A 16,356-nucleotide genomic window follows, 5' to 3' on the forward strand; every position below is an offset into this window, starting at 1 on the left:
CGATCACACCCGTTTGCCAAGCGCGTCCAGATCGCCCGGCGCGGTCTTGCGCACGCCCATGATACCATGGGTCACCGCCACGATCAGCGGATAAGCAAGCATCGTCAGTGCCAATTCCGTGAGGTTCAGCGTCATGGCGGGCGTGGGCACCAGTGCAAGGCTCAGCAAAATGCGGTTGGCAAAGATCACCATGGTCAGGATCACCGCCACGGTCAGCCATTCGGCGGCAAAGCTCGCATCCCGCAGATGCCGCCCCCGCGATTTCAGGTTCTCGACCCCGAGCAAGGCCAGCACCGCCCAAAGTCCGGGCGGGCGTTGTAGCAACAGATCCGTCAGCAAAAAGATCAAGGCCAGAAAAAGCGCGGGCACATATTCAGGCCGCCGCAGACCCCAAGCGCAGGCAAAGCCCAGCAGCAGGTCCGGCCCGGCCCAAGCCCGCGGGGTCGTCTCAAGCGGGAGGAGGTGGAAGAACAAGATCACCAGCGCCAGCGCAACAAAGCTCAGGCGCATGACCCAAAGGCGGCTGCGTGACAGATCGGTCATGGCTGCACCCCGACCGGCGCCGCCGGGTCGGCCAAGGGGCCATCGGAGGTGATGACATGGGCGGTGTCCGGCACGGTCTCATTGCCATGGTGGCGCAACACGCGCAGGAACTCCAACCGCTCGTAATCCGCCGCCAGCCTGACGCGAAGACGCCCGCCCGGATCGGCGGCGACTTGGCCGATCAGGATGCCCGCCGGGAACACCCCGCCATCGCCCGAGCTGATCACCCGGTCACCGGGGCGGACCAATTCACGGTTCTCGATGAAATCAAGCGGCGGCGCGGCGCTGTTGTCGCCCGCCACGATGGCCCGCTGGCCAGAAGGCTGGATCGTCGCCGGAATGCGGCTGGAAGCGTCAGTCAGCAGGATCACGCGCGCGGTGTTCTTGCCCACGCCTGCAATGCGGCCCACAAGGCCGATGCCGTCCATCGTGGCCCAACCTTCAACCAGCCCATCGCGCGCGCCGACGTTCAGCAGCACCGATTGGCGGTAGGGCGATCCGCTGTCGGCCAGAACGGTGCCGGTGATGAACGTGAGGCGTGGGTCAAGCCGCACGTTGTTTAGATCCAGCAGGCGGGCGTTCTCTTGCTCTAGCTGAAGGGCCGCTTCTTTCCACGCCTGCATCTGCCGCAGTTCCGAACGCAGCTCGCGGTTCTGTTCGCTCAGACGTTGGTAGCTTTGGAAATCGCGCAGCAGGTTGATCGTGCCGGTAACAGGGGCCATAGCCCAATCGAGGTTCGGCACGAAACGGTCGGTCACCTGCGCGCGGAAACGTTCAACGCGGGGGCTGTCGATGCGCCAAAGCAGGAAAATCCCGACCAGCGCCAACACCAACACAGCCAGCAGCAACCGGCGCAGGGGGCCGGTGAAATCGCTGGAACTGGAACGGTCCTTGGGCATCTGTGCCGAAACTCCCACCCGGTCAGGCGGGGCGGTGTCGCCGCGTGCCGGGTCTGGCTAATCTGCCAGTGTTAACTGTCGTAGTCGATCGCGTGGCGCAGTTGTTTCTCGTATTCCAACGCTTTGCCGGTGCCGAGGGCCACGCAGTTGAGCGGCTCATCCGCGACCGAGATCGCAAGGCCGGTCTGCTCGCGCAGCGCCAGATCAAGATCACCCAGCAGCGCGCCGCCGCCGGTGAGCATCACGCCGCGGTCGACGATGTCGGCGGCAAGGTCGGGCGGGGTGGTTTCAAGCGCGGTCATCACCGCCTCGCAAATCTGCTGCACCGGTTCGGCCAGCGCCTCGGCGATCTGCGCTTGGGTCACTTCGATTTCTTTCGGCACACCATTCAGCAGGTCACGGCCCCGGATCTGCATTGAGGTGCCGCGCCCGTCGTCGGGCATCCGCGCCGTACCGATAGAGGTTTTCACCCGCTCGGCTGTGGTTTCACCGATCAGCAGGTTCTGCTGGCGGCGCAGGTAGCTTATGATGCCTTCGTCCATGCGGTCGCCGCCGACGCGAACAGAGCGCGCATAGACGATGTCGCCCAGAGACAGCACCGCAACCTCGGTCGTACCGCCGCCGATGTCGACGACCATGTTGCCCGTCGGATCGGTGATCGGCATGCCCGCACCGATGGCCGCAGCAATTGGTTCGGCGATCAGCCCTGCACGGCGCGCACCAGCGCTCAGCACTGACTGGCGGATCGCGCGTTTCTCAACAGGGGTCGCCCCATGCGGCACGCAGACGATGATCTTAGGCTTGGAGAAGGTCGAGCGCTTGTGCACCTTACGGATGAAGTGCTTGATCATTTCCTCGGCGGTGTCGAAATCGGCAATGACCCCTTCACGCATCGGGCGGATCGCCTCAATGCTGCCGGGCGTCCGGCCCAGCATCAGCTTGGCGTCTTCGCCCACGGCGAGCACTTTCTTGACGCCGTCTTTGACGTGATAGGCCACCACCGAAGGTTCGCTGAGAACGATGCCCTTACCCTTGACGTAAACCAGCGTATTCGCGGTGCCGAGGTCGATCGCCATATCGGAGGAGAACAGGCCGCGGAATTGATCGAGGATGGACATAACAGTAGCGGAGCCTTGCAAATATTCGGACAGGCCCGCCTGCATGGGACCACGCGCGGGCTACTGGCTCTTATAGGGCGCACGGGGTCAGGGTGAAAGGGGCAAGACCGCAAAGGTGGCGCGATATTGCCGCCGCGCTATCATAGAGCGGTATATTTAGGGCGCAGCACAGGCGGAGGTCGGCGATACCATGCAAAAGATACAGACACTTGGGGTGCATCACATCACCCTCACCGGGGCCGATCGGCAAAGCTCGATCGACTTCTGGGAGGGGGTCTTGGGGATGCCTTTCATCTTTGACCAGCCCAATCTGGATGACCCAAACGAGGGGCATCTCTATTTTGATCCCGGCGACGGGCGGTTGATCACGATCTTTACCAATGAGACCCGCAAGCGGGTGCACAACCGCACGCCGATGGATCCGGGCTGTGTGCATCATCTAGCGTTCGAGGTAGACCGCGCGATGTTTGACCAAATCCCCGGGCGGTTGGAAACGCGCGGGATTGGGCATTCGGGGGTGAAAGACCGGGGCTTCATGCATTCGATCTATTTCAAGGATCCGCTGGGGCAGTTGATTGAACTGGCCTGCTACACCTTCATCCCGCCGCGTGGGTCGAGCCATGCTGAGGTGATGCTGGAGGCGCATAAGCTGCGGGTTGCGGCGGGGGACGATCATATCCAGCGGCAGCATTTGGCAGATGCGGTGGTCAAGATTGTGGAGCGGGGGCAGGCTTCGCTGAGTGCGGATCGCGGGGCGAAGAACCCGTATTGAGGGTGAGTGTGCCACCCTGGCCCGGAATCAAGCCGCAGGCGCCGGGCATCGCCTGCCCGCCCGGACGGGGAGGCGATTTGTTGACGCTGGGTATGCCACTTTGAGGGTACGCCATGGCTGATCAATCAAGTGGTATGAACTAAGGTTTGGTTCGCCACCCCGCGGGCAGGCGATGCCCTACTTCCATACTGCACATGTAACAAGGGGCGGGGTCTTACCCCCGCCCCGCCGTTCAGCTCACATCTTTGTAGTTAATCTCACGCTTGTCCGTGCCGCCCTTCTCGCGCCGCACCAACAGGCGGTTCAGCGCGTGGATATAGGCCCGCACACTCGCCACCACGGTATCGGTATCGGCAGATTGCCCCGTCACGATCCGGCCCTCTTCCTCCATCCGCACGGAAACCGTCGCCTGCGCGTCGGTGCCTTCGGTCACGGCATGCACCTGATAGAGCTGCAAGCGCGCGGTATGCGGCACCAGCGCTTTGATGCAATTGAACGCAGCATCAACGGGGCCATCGCCCGTTTGATTGGTGGACTGCTCAGCACCGTCCACTTCAAGTACCATGTCAGCAGTCTGCGGGCCATCGGTGCCGCAAACCACTTTAAGGGACTTGAGCCGAATGCGGTCTTCCTCGGGGTCGGTCGCGGTGCGCATCAGCGCGATCAGATCGTCCTCGTAGATTTCCTTTTTACGATCGGCCAATTCCTTGAACCGCACAAAGATATCCTTCAGCTGGTTGTCGCCCAGCTCAAACCCGAGGTCTTCCAGCTTAGACCGCAGCGCCGCGCGGCCAGAGTGTTTGCCCATCACGATATTGGTCTCGGTCAGACCCACATCCTCCGGGCGCATGATCTCAAACGTTTCGGCATTCTTGAGCATGCCGTCTTGGTGAATGCCGCTCTCATGGGCAAAGGCGTTCTTGCCGACGATGGCCTTGTTGAATTGCACCGCAAAACCCGAGACCGTCGCAACACGGCGCGAGATGTTCATGATCTTGGTGCTGTCGATGCGCGTCTCATAGGGCATGATGTCGTTGCGCACCTTGAGGGCCATGACGACCTCTTCGAGGGCCGTGTTGCCCGCGCGTTCGCCCAGACCGTTGATGGTGCATTCCACCTGCCGCGCCCCGGCTTCCACGGCGGCAAGGCTGTTGGCTGTCGCCATACCCAGATCGTTGTGGCAGTGGGTGGCAAAGATGATCTCATCCGCGCCCGGCACGTTTTCGAGCAGTTTGGCGATCAAATCGGCGCTTTCGCGCGGGGCGGTATAGCCCACGGTGTCGGGGATGTTGATCGTGGTAGCCCCGGCTTTGATGGCGATCTCGACAACGCGGTAGAGGTAATCAAGCTCGGTCCGGGTGGCATCCATCGGCGACCATTGCACGTTGTCACACAGATTGCGCGCGTGGGTCACGGTTTCATGGATGCGGTCGGCCATCTCGTCTTGGGTCAGGTTCGGAATAGCGCGGTGCAGGGGCGAGGTGCCGATGAAGGTGTGAATGCGCGGCTGGCGGGCATGTTTCACGGCTTCCCAGCAGCGGTCGATGTCGCCCAATTGGGCGCGGGCAAGGCCGCAGATCACGGCGTTTTGCGATTGGCGGGCAATCTCGCTGACCGCGTTAAAGTCGCCTTCCGAAGCGATGGGGAAGCCTGCTTCGATGATGTCGACGCCCATCTCATCCAAAAGCTGCGCGATCTCCAACTTCTCAGCATGGGTCATCGTCGCCCCGGGGGATTGTTCGCCATCCCGCAAGGTGGTGTCAAAAATCAGCACACGGTCCTGTTTCGTCATATCGGTCATCCTGGGTTCTTTCTTTGCTGGTATCCTTGGCGCGCGACACATCCCTCTGAGCGGGCGCGCCGAAGGGCACGCTCAGAGGCGAATTAGGTGCAGCAAGTTGGCACGCAGCAGGCCCGCGCAGCGGCGCGGCAGGGTCGGGATATGGACGGCCTGTGTCATAGGAGTAGTTATACGCACCCGTTTTCAAATGGAAAGGGGGTGTTGCGGCTTTTGTTTGCCCCCGCGTCAGCGCCGCCTATCTGCCTATAAGCAAGGGAGTTCAGGATGCAGTACAAAGCGATATCGCAGGACGCGGCGGCGTGAGGGCGCGGGTGCTTGTGATCGGGGCCAGCGGCGGGATCGGCGCGGCGCTGAGCGACACCTTGCGGGCGCGCGGGGATGAGGTAACGGCGCTCTCTCGCGCCAGCGATGGGCTGGACCTTAGGGATGAGGCTTCGGTGAATGCGGCGCTGGAGGGGCTTACCGGCCCTTTCGACGCGGTGATCGTCGCCACAGGCGCTTTGGAGATCGACGGGGCAGCCCCGGAAAAGTCGCTGCGGGCCATCACGCAAAAGGCGATGCTGGATCAATTCGCGCTCAACGCGGTCGGTCCGGCGCTGATCCTGCGTCATGCGGGGCGGCTCTTGCCGCGCGACAGGCGCGCGGTGTTCGTCGTGCTTTCGGCGCGGGTCGGCTCTATCGGGGACAACCGTTTGGGCGGTTGGATCAGCTACCGCAGCGCCAAGGCGGCGGTGAACCAGATCGTGCATACCGCCGCGATTGAACTCAGCCGCTCCCATCCGCAAAGCATCTGCGTGGCGCTGCACCCCGGCACCGTCGAAACACCCTTTACCGAGAAATATCTGGGCCGCCATCCGGCGGTGCCGCCGGGGGAGGCTGCGAAAAATCTGCTGCGGGTGATCGACGGGCTGATCCCGGACGATAGCGGCGGGTTCTTTGATTGGGCCGGAAAGGCGGTGCCGTGGTGAGCCGTTTGATCTTGGTTCTGGGCGATCAGCTCTCCCTAAACCTGTCATCGCTGCGCGAGGCCGACAAGGCGCGCGATGTGGTGGTCATGGCCGAAGTCGCGCAAGAGGCGGAATATGTCCGTCACCACCCCAAGAAAATCGCGCTGGTCTTCGCCGCAATGCGCAAATTTGCCCGCAAGTTGGAGGATGACGGCTGGAGCTTGCGCTATACCCGGCTGGATGACCCCGAAAACGCGGGCTCTCTCGTCGGCGAACTGCTCCGCCGGGCGGAGGAGACCGGCGCGGGCGAGGTGATCGTGACAGAGCCGGGGGAGTGGCGGCTGCTCAACACGCTGACCGATGCGCCGATCCCGACGCATCTCTTGCCGGATGACCGCTTTATCGCCACCCGCAAACGGTTCGAAGATTGGGCCGAGGGGCGCAAGGCGCTGCGGATGGAGTATTTCTACCGCGAGATGCGCCGCGAGACCGACCTGTTGATGGAGGGCGACGATCCCGCAGGGGGCAAATGGAATTTCGACCACGACAACCGCAAACCCCCTAAGGAGGGGCTGGAGTTCCCCGAGCCGATCAGCTTTGCGCCTGATGCTGAGACCCAAGCGGTGCTTGACCTTGTGGAGACGCGCTATGGGGACAACTTCGGTGATCTGCTCCCCTTTGAATTTGCCACCACGCGCGCGGAGGCCCTGCAGGTCTTGGCGCATTTCATCACCCACGCCCTGCCGCGATTTGGCGATTATCAGGACGCGATGCTGGAAGGGCAGCCCTATCTCTTTCACGCGCTGATCTCTCCCTATCTGAACCTTGGGTTGCTCGACCCGATGGAGGTCTGCCGGGCCGCCGAAAAGGCGTGGCAGCAGGGGGAGGTGCCGATCAACGCTGCCGAAGGGTTTATCCGCCAAATTCTCGGTTGGCGCGAATATGTGCGGGGCATCTATTTTCTTGAGGGGCCGGAGTATGTGGCGCGCAACGTGCTGCGACACGACCGCGATTTGCCTGCCTTTTTCTGGGGTGCCGACACGCAGATGAATTGCCTGCGCCAAACCATCGGGCAAACGCAGAAATACGCCTATGCGCACCATATTCAGCGGCTGATGGTGACGGGCAATTTCGCCCTGCTGGCCGGGATTGATCCGCATCAGGTGCATGAATGGTATCTAGAGGTCTACGCCGACGCCTATGAATGGGTCGAAGCGCCCAACACCGTCGGCATGAGCCTATTCGCCGACGGCGGGATCATCGCCTCGAAACCCTATGTCTCGTCCGGGGCTTACATCAATCGCATGTCGGACTACTGCAAAGGATGCAGCTACAGCGTCACTGCGAAGGCGGGACAGAAAGCCTGCCCGTTCAACCTGCTTTACTGGCACTTTCTTGACCGGCACCGAGAGCGGTTTCAGGGCAATGCGCGTATGAGAAACATGTATGCCACGTGGGACCGCATGGATGCCGACCGCCGCGAGGCGGTCTTGCGCGATGCGGGCAACTGGTTGCGGCGGCTGGAGGCGGGGGAGACGGTTTAGTCCCGGTCAGCCTTCAGCCTTTGGGGAATGGGTCGTGGCGGATGGATTTCCTGACTGTCCTGTGGCGCCTCTGCGCGGTCGAACATACCATAGTCGCGGATCACATGGGCGATGCGCAGGTGGTAATCGGTAAAGATGCCTTCGCGCCCTGCTGCCTGCGCGCCGCGGTGCGCGGTCAGCTTGCGCCAGTTCTGCACCGCCTCTTCATCGCGAAAGAAAGAGAGCGAAAGCAGCTTTTCGGGGTTGGTCAGGCTTTGGAACCGTTCGACAGAGATGAAGCCATCCACCTCATCTAGCAGGGGCCGCATCTTGGCCGCAACATCGAGGTATTCCTCGCGGCGGTCGGGGTGGGGGAAGACTTCGAAAATAACGGCGATCATGGTGGCTCCCTGCGGTTGCTGCCCCCATGCTAGCCCTAGTTTTCGGACAAAGAAAAGGCCCGGAGATCACTCTCCGAGCCTTCTTTGTCCAAGTATATGGCGGCTTAGCGCAGCACGTTATTGCAGCTTAGCGCACGACGTCGACGATCAGGTTCGTCTCGTTGTCAACGATCACGGTCGCGCCGTTGATGTTGACATAGCGGTATGTGGTTTCCGGGACCTCATAGGTGGTCACGGTCGTGGGGATGCCCGCGCCGACCACCACTTCACCGTCGAGGTACACGGTATCAACCGGGTTCTCGCGGACGTAGGTGATGGTGGATTCCTCGGGCTCAGCAGCGGCGGAACCTGCCGCACCACCTGCGATGCCACCGGCGATGATGCCACCAATCGGGCCACCAACAGCATAGGCTGTCAGCGCGCCAAGAGTCGCACCGGCAGCAGCGCCTTCGGTCTCATTCTCGGCGGTGCCATCGGGGTCTTCATAGGTTACGGTGCCCACTTCGACGGTCGCGGGGCGGGTGGTCAGGGCCACGGCCTGCTCTTCGACTTCAACGGCGAGGTAATCAGAGTAGGACCAGCCCATCGTGTCGCCGAAATTGACCCGGCACCAGGATTGGCCGTCAAGGCAGCCTTCCACCATAGTGGCTTCGCCACCGGGGATGACACCGACGATGTCGTACTGCGGGCCGGGGCCCGAACGGATGTTAAGATCGGTTGCGGCATAGGCTTCGGCAGACTGTGCATAGACAGGTGCGGCGGCACCCAAAGCGATGGCAGATACCATTCCAAGTTTAACGATATTCATCTCTTAACCCTTTCTGTTCGGCGGGAGTGCCCTGCGGGAAATCCGGCGCCGTTGTTGGTCGTGTTTGGACAACTGTGGGGGAAAGGGTTCGTTCCCCCATGGAGACCGGAGCGCCCGGTTTTTGGCTCCCATTGCTCAATATTTGGGCGGTAACCTGCTGGAAGGTGGCGGGAAATCGCCTGCGTCTGGCGCTCTGGGAATGGTGGGAAACCAAAGGGGTGATCTAGGCGTTATGAGCCGTCGCGCCAGTGGGCGGGGTAGGGGTGATCTGGCCGCAATGCCGTGACGCGCGGGCCAGGGGCCGAGCGGTTTTGCCGCGGCTGGCTGTTAAAAAGGTGCTCCGCGACCTTTTGGGCGGTCTGCTGGTCAAAGCCGGCCGCTACGCAGTCCCCCACACTACCGTTCTTTTCTTGCAAGATGCGCAGGATGTCGTCCACTGCGCCTTCCTCTTGAGAGTGTCCCCGCTGCGGAAGTGCGGCAGAGGCCGGGCCTCGCATCCACGCGCGGTGGGTGGCGTTGCGCCATTGGCACAGGGCAAGCACTTCGGTCTGGTACAGGTCTTTGATCGGATTGAAATCGCCCGGCACCGCGCTCTGTCCCATGGCGGCCGCGGATTTGTTCTGTGCCGTGAGCAGCAACTCTCCTGCGTCCTGCGCCAAAGCGCGGAGCATCAGGTCACGCAGGGGGGGGGCGAGGCTATCGGCGCCGACCGTCGCGCCAATCCCTGCGAGGCGGCCGTGCAGTGTGGACTGTAAATCACCCCCCACCGGAACCGCGATCTGGCGGACATTCTCGGGCCCCAAAGCGTCTCCTGCGATCGTCGCGGCCAGCGCGGCATCACGCCCCTCGGTCTGTTCGACCAGCACTTTGGAGGCTCCGGCTTTGGCGACATAATCGCGCAGGCCCACAACCAAAGCGCGGTAATCCCGCTCCAGCGCGCTTGGCTGTGATGCAAGGTCTCCGGCCACGATCTGCCAACCCTCCGGGGCCCGTTCCAGATCGACATGGGCAATGGCCCTGTCAAAGGCAGGCAGGTGCAGCGCCAGCTTGCCACCGGGGTTCAGCGCGAAGGACGCGCCGTCAAAGACCGCCTCATCCTGCCCTCCGACCATATTGAGGCTGATCAGCGGCAACTCCGTCTCGATCACCCGCGCGACCATATGATTCAGCCGCCGGTCCATCGCGCCGCGCAGGTGGGGTGCCGCATTTGGGATCAAAAGGAATTCGGCCCCCGTTTCGGCCTGCGTCTCGGCCACATCGCCAGACCAGCCATCCGCCCCGATGGGGGAGCCGATGCGTAGCCCCTCAACCGCATAGGGGCCACTGATCGGGCCTGCGTCAAAGTGAGAGTGCCGCGCGGGGCTGTGTTGAAGCACCCGCTGGGCGATCTTGCCACGCTGTAGGATGAGATAGGCGTTATGAAGTTTCGCCCCCTCGACCCAAGGCGCGCCAAGCGCCAAGGCGGGGCCATCGGCGCAATGGGCGGCGAGCGCCTCAAGATGGGTCACGACATCGCGGTGAAAGGCCGGGTTGTGCAGCAGCGCTTTCGCATCATGCCCGGTCAGGAACAGTTCGGGCAAGGCGACCAGTTGCGCGCCCGCGTCGCGCCCGGCCTGCCATGCCTCGCGCGCCAGTGCCGCGTTCCCCGGCAGGTCGCCGACGGTCGGGTTCAATTGCCCGAGGGTGAGGCGAAAACGGTCTGACATGCAAAGGCTCCGGGCTGGCTGGTGTGGGTTGGATGTAGCAGATCGGGCCGAGGGCGAAACCCCTGCGCGCAGGCTGGCCCGCCGCACCCGGTGCGCGGGATCCGCCGAAACCGGCGTGCCTGTCCTGCAAACACGTTGCCTCTGCCCTCTATCACCCGTAACCTCGGGCCAAATGCCACTTAACGAGATCGGGAATTTCCGCCCATGTTGCACCGCAGCCTGCCCCTCTGTCTGATCGCCCTTCTGGCCACGCCGCTTGCGGCGCAGGACGGGCAGGTGCTGACCAAGGAATATGACGACGGCGGCATCTATGAGGGCACGTTTCAAGGCGGCCTTCAGCATGGCACCGGCACCTATAAGCTGCCCAACGGCTATGAATATTCCGGCGAATGGGTCGAGGGTGAGATCAAGGGCGAAGGCGTCGCGCGCTTTCCCAATGGCTCGGTCTATGAGGGTAATTTCGCCAAGGGCAAACCGGACGGTCTGGGCAAGATCACCTTTGCCGATGGCGGCACCTATGAGGGCGAATGGGAAGCGGGCGCGATCATGGGGCAAGGCGTGGCGATCTACGCCAATGGCGTGCGCTATGAGGGTGAGTTCCGCAATGCCAAACACCACGGCAAGGGCGTGATGCAAAGCCCCGGCGGCTATGAATACAAAGGCGACTGGATTGATGGCGTCAAACAGGGCGTCGGCACGATCACCTATCCCGATGGCGCCGTCTATGAGGGCGAGATCGAAGGCGGCAAACGCAGTGGCGAGGGCACGCTGACCATGCCCGACGGGTTGGTCTATGTGGGCCTGTGGAAAGACGGCCAGATCGACGGGACCGGCACGCTGACCCAACCCAACGGCGATATCTACGAAGGCACGCTGGTCGCGGGCCGCCGTGAGGGCAAGGGCAAGGTCACCTATGAAAACGGCGACACCTATGAAGGCGACTTCAAGGATGACCGCCGCGATGGGCAGGGCACGTTCACTGGCACCGATGGCTATGTCTACACCGGCTCTTGGGTCGCCGGGCAGATCGAAGGGGAGGGTCAGGTGACCTATCCCGACGGATCGGTTTACGTTGGCACCTTCCGCAATGATCTGGCCGATGGCACGGGCAAGATCACCTACCCCGATGGATCGACCTATGAGGGCGCTTGGGTGGCAGGCGTGATCGAAGGCGAAGGCATCGCGACCTATACCAATGGCGTGGTCTATGAGGGCGATTTTAAAGATGCCCGCAACCATGGCCAAGGGGTGATGACCTATGCCGACGGCTACCGCTATGAGGGCGGCTGGCAGGACGGTCAGCGCCACGGTCAGGGCAAGGCGACCTATCCCGACGGCACGGTCTATGAAGGTGCGTTCAGGAATGGGCAGCGTCACGGTCAGGGCAAGATCACCATGGCCAGCGGTTTCGTCTATGAGGGCGAATGGACCGACGGAGAGATCGAAGGGCAGGGTGTTGCGACCTATGCCAATGGCGATGTCTATGAGGGCACCTTCAAAGCGGGCAAGCGGCAGGGCAGCGGCACCATGCGCTATGCCAGCGGCGAGGAAGCCTCGGGCGATTGGGAGAACGGCGCGTTGAGCGATGGGACCGCCGGGGCGGCCACCGACACCGCAGCCGATCCCGCAGCCGACACCGACTCCGGCGCCGCGGCGGAGACCCCTGCCGACGACGCACAGCCCGCAGATGCGGCACCGGCAGCGGCAGACGCTGAGGAAGACGCCCCCGATGAGGGCGTCTCAGACGGCGGCACCGACGCTGACACCTCTGAGGTTGTGCCCGCCCCGACTGGCACCGCGGCAGACGGCGGCTGACCCCCGCCTTTGCTGGACAACGCCCGCGCCCTGTGGCAAGCCCGCGCGCAACAGGAGTACGCCAGATGTCCAACCCAACGATCACCCGTTTCGCCCCGTCCCCCACTGGCTATATCCACGTGGGCAACCTGCGCACCGCGCTGATGAACTACCTCATCGCGCGCAAGGCAGGCGGCACTTTCATCCTGCGCATCGACGACACCGATCCCGAGCGCAGCCGCGAAGAATACGTCGACGGCATCAAGCAAGACCTCGAATGGTTGGGCTTGGAATGGGACCGGGTCGAGCGACAGTCAGAGCGGTTGGACCGCTACCATACCGCCGCCGAAGACCTGCGCGAAAAGGGCCGTTTCTACGAGGCGTTCGAGACGCCGACAGAGCTGGACCTCAAGCGCAAGAAACAGCTCAACATGGGCAAGCCGCCGGTCTATGACCGCGCCGCGCTGAACCTCTCCGACGATGAGAAAGCCGCGCTGCGCGCCGAGCGTGGCGATGGTGTTTGGCGGTTCAAGCTCGATCACCAGCGGATCGAATGGGACGACGGTATCTTGGGCGATATTTCCATCGACGCGGCCTCGGTTAGTGACCCCGTACTGATCCGTGGCGATGGGCAAATCCTTTATACCTTGGCGAGCGTCGTGGACGACACCGAGATGGGCGTGACCCATGTGGTGCGCGGGTCGGACCATGTGACCAACACCGCGACCCAGATCCAGATCATGCAGGCGCTCGGCAATGGGGCGGTGCCCTCGTTCGCGCACCACTCGCTGCTCACCGGCCCGCAGGGCGAGGCGCTGAGCAAGCGTCTGGGCACGCTGGCGCTTCGCGATCTGCGCGAGCAGGGGGTTCAGCCATTTGCGCTGCTGAGCCTGATGGCGCGGTTGGGGTCCTCTGATCCGGTGGAACTGCGCACGGATATGGCGGAGTTGATCGAGGGTTTCGACATCAATCGCTTCGGCTCGGCGCCGACCAAGTTTGATGTGCAGGATCTGTTCCCGCTGACCGGACGCTATCTGCAGCAACTGCCGCTTGAGGCCGTGAAAGACGACATCACCGCCCTTGGCGTGCCGGAAGACAAAGCCGCGCAGTTCTGGGCGGTCACGCGCGAGAATATCTCGACGCTGAAGGATTTGGGTCCGTGGTGGGCTATGTTCCGCGACGGGGCCGAGCCGGTGATTGCCGAGGAAGACCGCGAATTCGTGGCTCAGGCCATGCTGCTGCTGCCGGAGATGCCCTTTGATGAAACCACGTGGTCAAGCTGGACCGCCGCGGTCAAAGAAGCCACCGGGCGCAAGGGGCGCGGGTTGTTCCGGCCCCTGCGTTTGGCGCTGACGGGGCAGGAACACGGGCCAGAGATGGCGCAGGTTCTGCCGTTGCTCCAGACCGTCAAAGCACGCGGCTGAGGCGGGCCGAGGGCATTCGGGGGCGCTGCCCCCGGACCCCCGCGGGTATTTGAAAAAGGATGAATTAGAGCGGTCAGAAGTTCTTCTTTGTGAAGGGGACTTCGTCGCGTGATTTCACCTGTAGCGACAAGCGGTCGATGTGGTGATCGACCACGGCCGTTTCTTCTGGCGTTAGGGTCTGGTGGCGCGGGTAAAGGGGCGCTGCGCGGTCGTTCAGGATAGGTGTGTCCCAGCCTTCGGTGGTGTCAAAAAAGCGCGCCGCGCCATCGGTGCCGAACTCGCGCAGGAAGCCTTGGACCACAACATCAAGATAGCTCAGAAGGATCACGTGATCGCCGTGGTCGACCGCGATTTCGAGCGGGATGGCGTAATGGGCGATGTCGGGTGCGGGGACCAGATCATGGACCACGGCGCCGCCTGAGGCGTGGCGTTCGTAGCTGTATTCACGCTGGTCCAGCGCCGCCCAATCCGCGCCCGGCACGGCAGCGATGAGCCCGTCGATGCGGGTGCTTTGATCTTGCACCACAGAGAGGTAGACGATGTCGCGCCCTTCGGCGCGGACCCATTTGCGCCGCCAGCCGTCGAGCCGGGCGGGCCGGGCATCGGGGTAGCTGTGGGTGTTGCGATTCACGAGGCTGCCGTAGCCGAAAAAATAGGGGGTCATGCGCGAAAGGTCCTGTATTTGTCGCGCGCACCAAAACATGTGTCGTATCCGGCCACAAGCATGCTTGACGCAGAGGTATGCGGCGGCATACGAAAGGCCCAATCGTCACGGGAGAATCGGTTAACGCCGATGCCGAAGGAGCAACCGCCCCGGAAACTCTCAGGCCCCAGGACCGTGACGTGACCAAGACTCTGGAGAGATGCGCGGATGCGCACGCCGAAGGGATAACGATCTCAGGCGGAAGGACAGAGGGGGCATCATGCGCAGCGTTAGCGGCGCTAAGGTGCCGGCGTGGTCAAAAGGTCATCCGGAAGCGACAGGAAAGGCGAACCGGATGAGCGATCTCAAGCAGACGGCATTGCATGATTTGCATGTGGAACTGGGGGCCAAGATGGTGCCCTTTGCGGGCTATTCGATGCCCGTGCAATACCCCCTTGGCGTGATGAAAGAGCATCTGCACACCCGCGCCGCCGCCGGGTTGTTTGATGTGAGCCACATGGGGCAGGTCGTGCTGCGGGCCAAGTCTGGCAGCTATGAGGATGTGGCCTTGGCGATGGAGAGCCTCGTGCCGGTTGATGTGCTGGGGCTTGCCGAGATGCGCCAGCGCTATGCGATGTTCACGGATGCCACGGGTGGTATCTTGGACGATCTGATGTTGGCCAATCTGGGTGATCATCTGTTCGTTGTTGTGAATGCCGGGTGCAAGGATGATGACATCGCCCTGATGAAAGAGGCGTTGTCGGATCGTTGTGAGATCGAAGTGCTCGAAGATCGTGCGCTGCTGGCATTGCAGGGGCCGCAGGCCGAAGCGGCGCTGGCCCGATTGCAGCCCTTGGTGGCGGATATGAAATTTATGGATGTGGCCAAGGATGTCGACATTGACGGGATCACCGTCACCCTATCGCGCTCGGGCTATACGGGCGAGGATGGCTACGAGATTTCAGTCGCGAATGACGATGCCGTGGCCTTGGCGCGCAAGCTTTTGGCGCTGGAGGAGGTCGAGCCCATTGGTCTGGGCGCGCGTGACAGTCTGCGGTTGGAGGGCGGGTTGTGCCTTTATGGTCATGACATCGACACCACCACCACGCCGGTTGAGGCAGCGCTGAACTGGGCGATCCAGAAGGTACGGCGCAATGATGGCGAGCGTGCGGGCGGTTTTCCGGGTGCGGGCGTGATCTTGCAGCAACTGGCCGATGGCGCGCCGCGCAAGCGGGTGGGGCTGCTGCCCGAGGGCCGGGCGCCGATGCGCGAAGGGGTGGCGATTTTCGATGCTGCCGAGGGCGGCAATGAGGTTGGCCGCGTGACCTCTGGCGGCTTTGGTCCGACGGTTGGCGGCCCGGTTGCCATGGGCTATGTCAGCGCCGAGCATGCGAAGGTCGATACGCCGCTTTGGGGCGAGGTACGCGGCAAGCGCTTGCCACTGACTGTCACGAAAATGCCGTTCGTCGCGGCGAACTTCAAACGCTGAATCTACACAGGGAAATCCGATATGAAATTTACCGAAGAACATGAATGGCTGCGCGTCGAGGGTGACGAAGTGGTCGTAGGCATCACCACGCACGCCGCCGAGCAGTTGGGCGATGTCGTATTCGTGGAACTGCCGGACGAAGGCACCACCGTCAGCAAGGATGACGAAGTTGTCGTGATCGAATCCGTCAAGGCGGCGTCGGACATCCTCGCCCCGATCGACGGTGAGATCACCGAGGTGAACAGCACGCTCACGGACAACCCCAGCATGGTCAACGACGACCCGCAGGGCGACGCATGGTTCTTCAAGATGAAGTTCACCGATGCCAGCCAGATGGACGACTTCATGGACGAAGCCGCCTATCAGAAATTCATCGGCTAAACCGCCGCGCGTGCCGGGGGACCGGCGCGCTGCTGATCACCTGCGTCGCCCGCTTTGGGCGGCGCGCCACAAACAGGGGGCGCCCTGCCGCGCCGTGACGAGGAACC

Annotated in this window: 15 protein-coding genes and 1 riboswitch; of the genes, 7 read left to right on the forward strand and 8 right to left on the reverse strand. The window is 62.7% G+C overall.

Going from position 1 to position 16,356, the window contains the following annotated elements; all coding sequences use genetic code 11:
* Positions 1-3: 3 nt before the first annotated feature.
* From K3758_RS02880 to K3758_RS02890, 3 genes are all read right to left on the reverse strand, one after another.
* A complete protein-coding gene (locus K3758_RS02880) occupies positions 4-543 on the reverse strand; it encodes a rod shape-determining protein MreD (RefSeq protein ID WP_259947465.1) in 540 nt (179 codons plus the stop codon).
* Positions 540-1,442 carry a rod shape-determining protein MreC gene (gene mreC / locus K3758_RS02885; protein WP_120350151.1) on the reverse strand — a complete coding sequence of 301 codons (903 nt, stop codon included), beginning with the start codon at positions 1,440-1,442 and terminating at the stop codon, positions 540-542. The genes K3758_RS02880 and mreC overlap by 4 nt, the downstream gene beginning before the upstream one ends.
* 71 nt (positions 1,443-1,513) lie before the next feature.
* Positions 1,514-2,560, reverse strand: a complete 1,047-nt coding sequence (locus K3758_RS02890) for a rod shape-determining protein (RefSeq protein ID WP_040700660.1) — start codon at positions 2,558-2,560, stop codon at positions 1,514-1,516.
* A gap of 190 nt (positions 2,561-2,750) precedes the next feature.
* Between K3758_RS02890 and K3758_RS02895 the strand changes: the two genes are divergently transcribed.
* Positions 2,751-3,332 (forward strand): VOC family protein, encoded by a 582-nt coding sequence (locus tag K3758_RS02895; RefSeq protein ID WP_259947467.1) that lies wholly within the window; start codon positions 2,751-2,753, stop codon positions 3,330-3,332.
* 232 nt (positions 3,333-3,564) lie between these two features.
* On the opposite strand, the gene K3758_RS02900 is transcribed toward K3758_RS02895, so the two are convergent.
* The gene (locus K3758_RS02900) at positions 3,565-5,133 is read right to left on the reverse strand and encodes a 2-isopropylmalate synthase (RefSeq protein WP_259947469.1); all 1,569 of its coding nucleotides are present in this window, start codon (positions 5,131-5,133) and stop codon (positions 3,565-3,567) included.
* Between the two features lie 299 nt (positions 5,134-5,432).
* On the opposite strand from K3758_RS02900, the gene K3758_RS02905 reads away from it, so the two are divergent.
* Complete coding sequence (locus K3758_RS02905; protein WP_259947471.1) at positions 5,433-6,101, forward strand: SDR family NAD(P)-dependent oxidoreductase; 669 nt, start codon at positions 5,433-5,435, stop codon at positions 6,099-6,101.
* Complete coding sequence (locus K3758_RS02910; RefSeq protein WP_259947473.1) at positions 6,098-7,624, forward strand: cryptochrome/photolyase family protein; 1,527 nt, start codon at positions 6,098-6,100, stop codon at positions 7,622-7,624. Before K3758_RS02905 ends, K3758_RS02910 begins: the two co-directional genes overlap by 4 nt.
* Here K3758_RS02910 and K3758_RS02915 read toward each other — a convergent pair.
* From K3758_RS02915 to K3758_RS02925, 3 genes are all read right to left on the reverse strand, one after another.
* The gene (locus tag K3758_RS02915) at positions 7,621-8,004 is read right to left on the reverse strand and encodes an antibiotic biosynthesis monooxygenase (RefSeq protein ID WP_259947475.1); all 384 of its coding nucleotides are present in this window, start codon (positions 8,002-8,004) and stop codon (positions 7,621-7,623) included. The genes K3758_RS02910 and K3758_RS02915 overlap by 4 nt on opposite strands.
* Positions 8,005-8,131: 127 nt before the next feature.
* Entirely contained in the window at positions 8,132-8,812 is a 681-nt protein-coding gene (locus K3758_RS02920) for a DUF1236 domain-containing protein (RefSeq protein WP_132444760.1), read from the reverse strand.
* A gap of 230 nt (positions 8,813-9,042) precedes the next feature.
* Entirely contained in the window at positions 9,043-10,518 is a 1,476-nt protein-coding gene (locus K3758_RS02925) for a nitrilase-related carbon-nitrogen hydrolase (RefSeq protein WP_259947478.1), read from the reverse strand.
* A 204-nt stretch (positions 10,519-10,722) separates the two neighbouring features.
* On the opposite strand from K3758_RS02925, the gene K3758_RS02930 reads away from it, so the two are divergent.
* Positions 10,723-12,333 (forward strand): MORN repeat-containing protein, encoded by a 1,611-nt coding sequence (locus tag K3758_RS02930; RefSeq protein ID WP_259947480.1) that lies wholly within the window; start codon positions 10,723-10,725, stop codon positions 12,331-12,333.
* Between the two features lie 65 nt (positions 12,334-12,398).
* Positions 12,399-13,736 carry a glutamate--tRNA ligase gene (gene gltX / locus K3758_RS02935; RefSeq protein WP_120350159.1) on the forward strand — a complete coding sequence of 446 codons (1,338 nt, stop codon included), beginning with the start codon at positions 12,399-12,401 and terminating at the stop codon, positions 13,734-13,736.
* 73 nt (positions 13,737-13,809) lie between these two features.
* Here gltX and K3758_RS02940 read toward each other — a convergent pair whose 3' ends face one another.
* Positions 13,810-14,400, reverse strand: a complete 591-nt coding sequence (locus K3758_RS02940) for a gamma-glutamylcyclotransferase family protein (protein ID WP_067938472.1) — start codon at positions 14,398-14,400, stop codon at positions 13,810-13,812.
* 98 nt (positions 14,401-14,498) lie between these two features.
* A riboswitch (glycine riboswitch) is annotated at positions 14,499-14,585 on the forward strand.
* A 149-nt stretch (positions 14,586-14,734) separates the two neighbouring features.
* Between K3758_RS02940 and gcvT the strand changes: the two genes are divergently transcribed.
* Together gcvT and gcvH are read left to right on the forward strand one after the other, a co-directional pair.
* Positions 14,735-15,868, forward strand: coding sequence for a glycine cleavage system aminomethyltransferase GcvT (gcvT, locus tag K3758_RS02945; RefSeq protein ID WP_259947483.1), 1,134 nt, complete (start codon positions 14,735-14,737; stop codon positions 15,866-15,868).
* A 21-nt stretch (positions 15,869-15,889) separates the two neighbouring features.
* A complete protein-coding gene (gene gcvH, locus K3758_RS02950; RefSeq protein ID WP_067623356.1) occupies positions 15,890-16,249 on the forward strand; it encodes a glycine cleavage system protein GcvH in 360 nt (119 codons plus the stop codon).
* The last annotated feature ends 107 nt before the right edge of the window (positions 16,250-16,356 follow it).

This window comes from Sulfitobacter sp. W002 (genome assembly GCF_025142135.1).
Taxonomy (GTDB): Bacteria; Pseudomonadota; Alphaproteobacteria; order Rhodobacterales; family Rhodobacteraceae; genus Sulfitobacter; species Sulfitobacter profundi.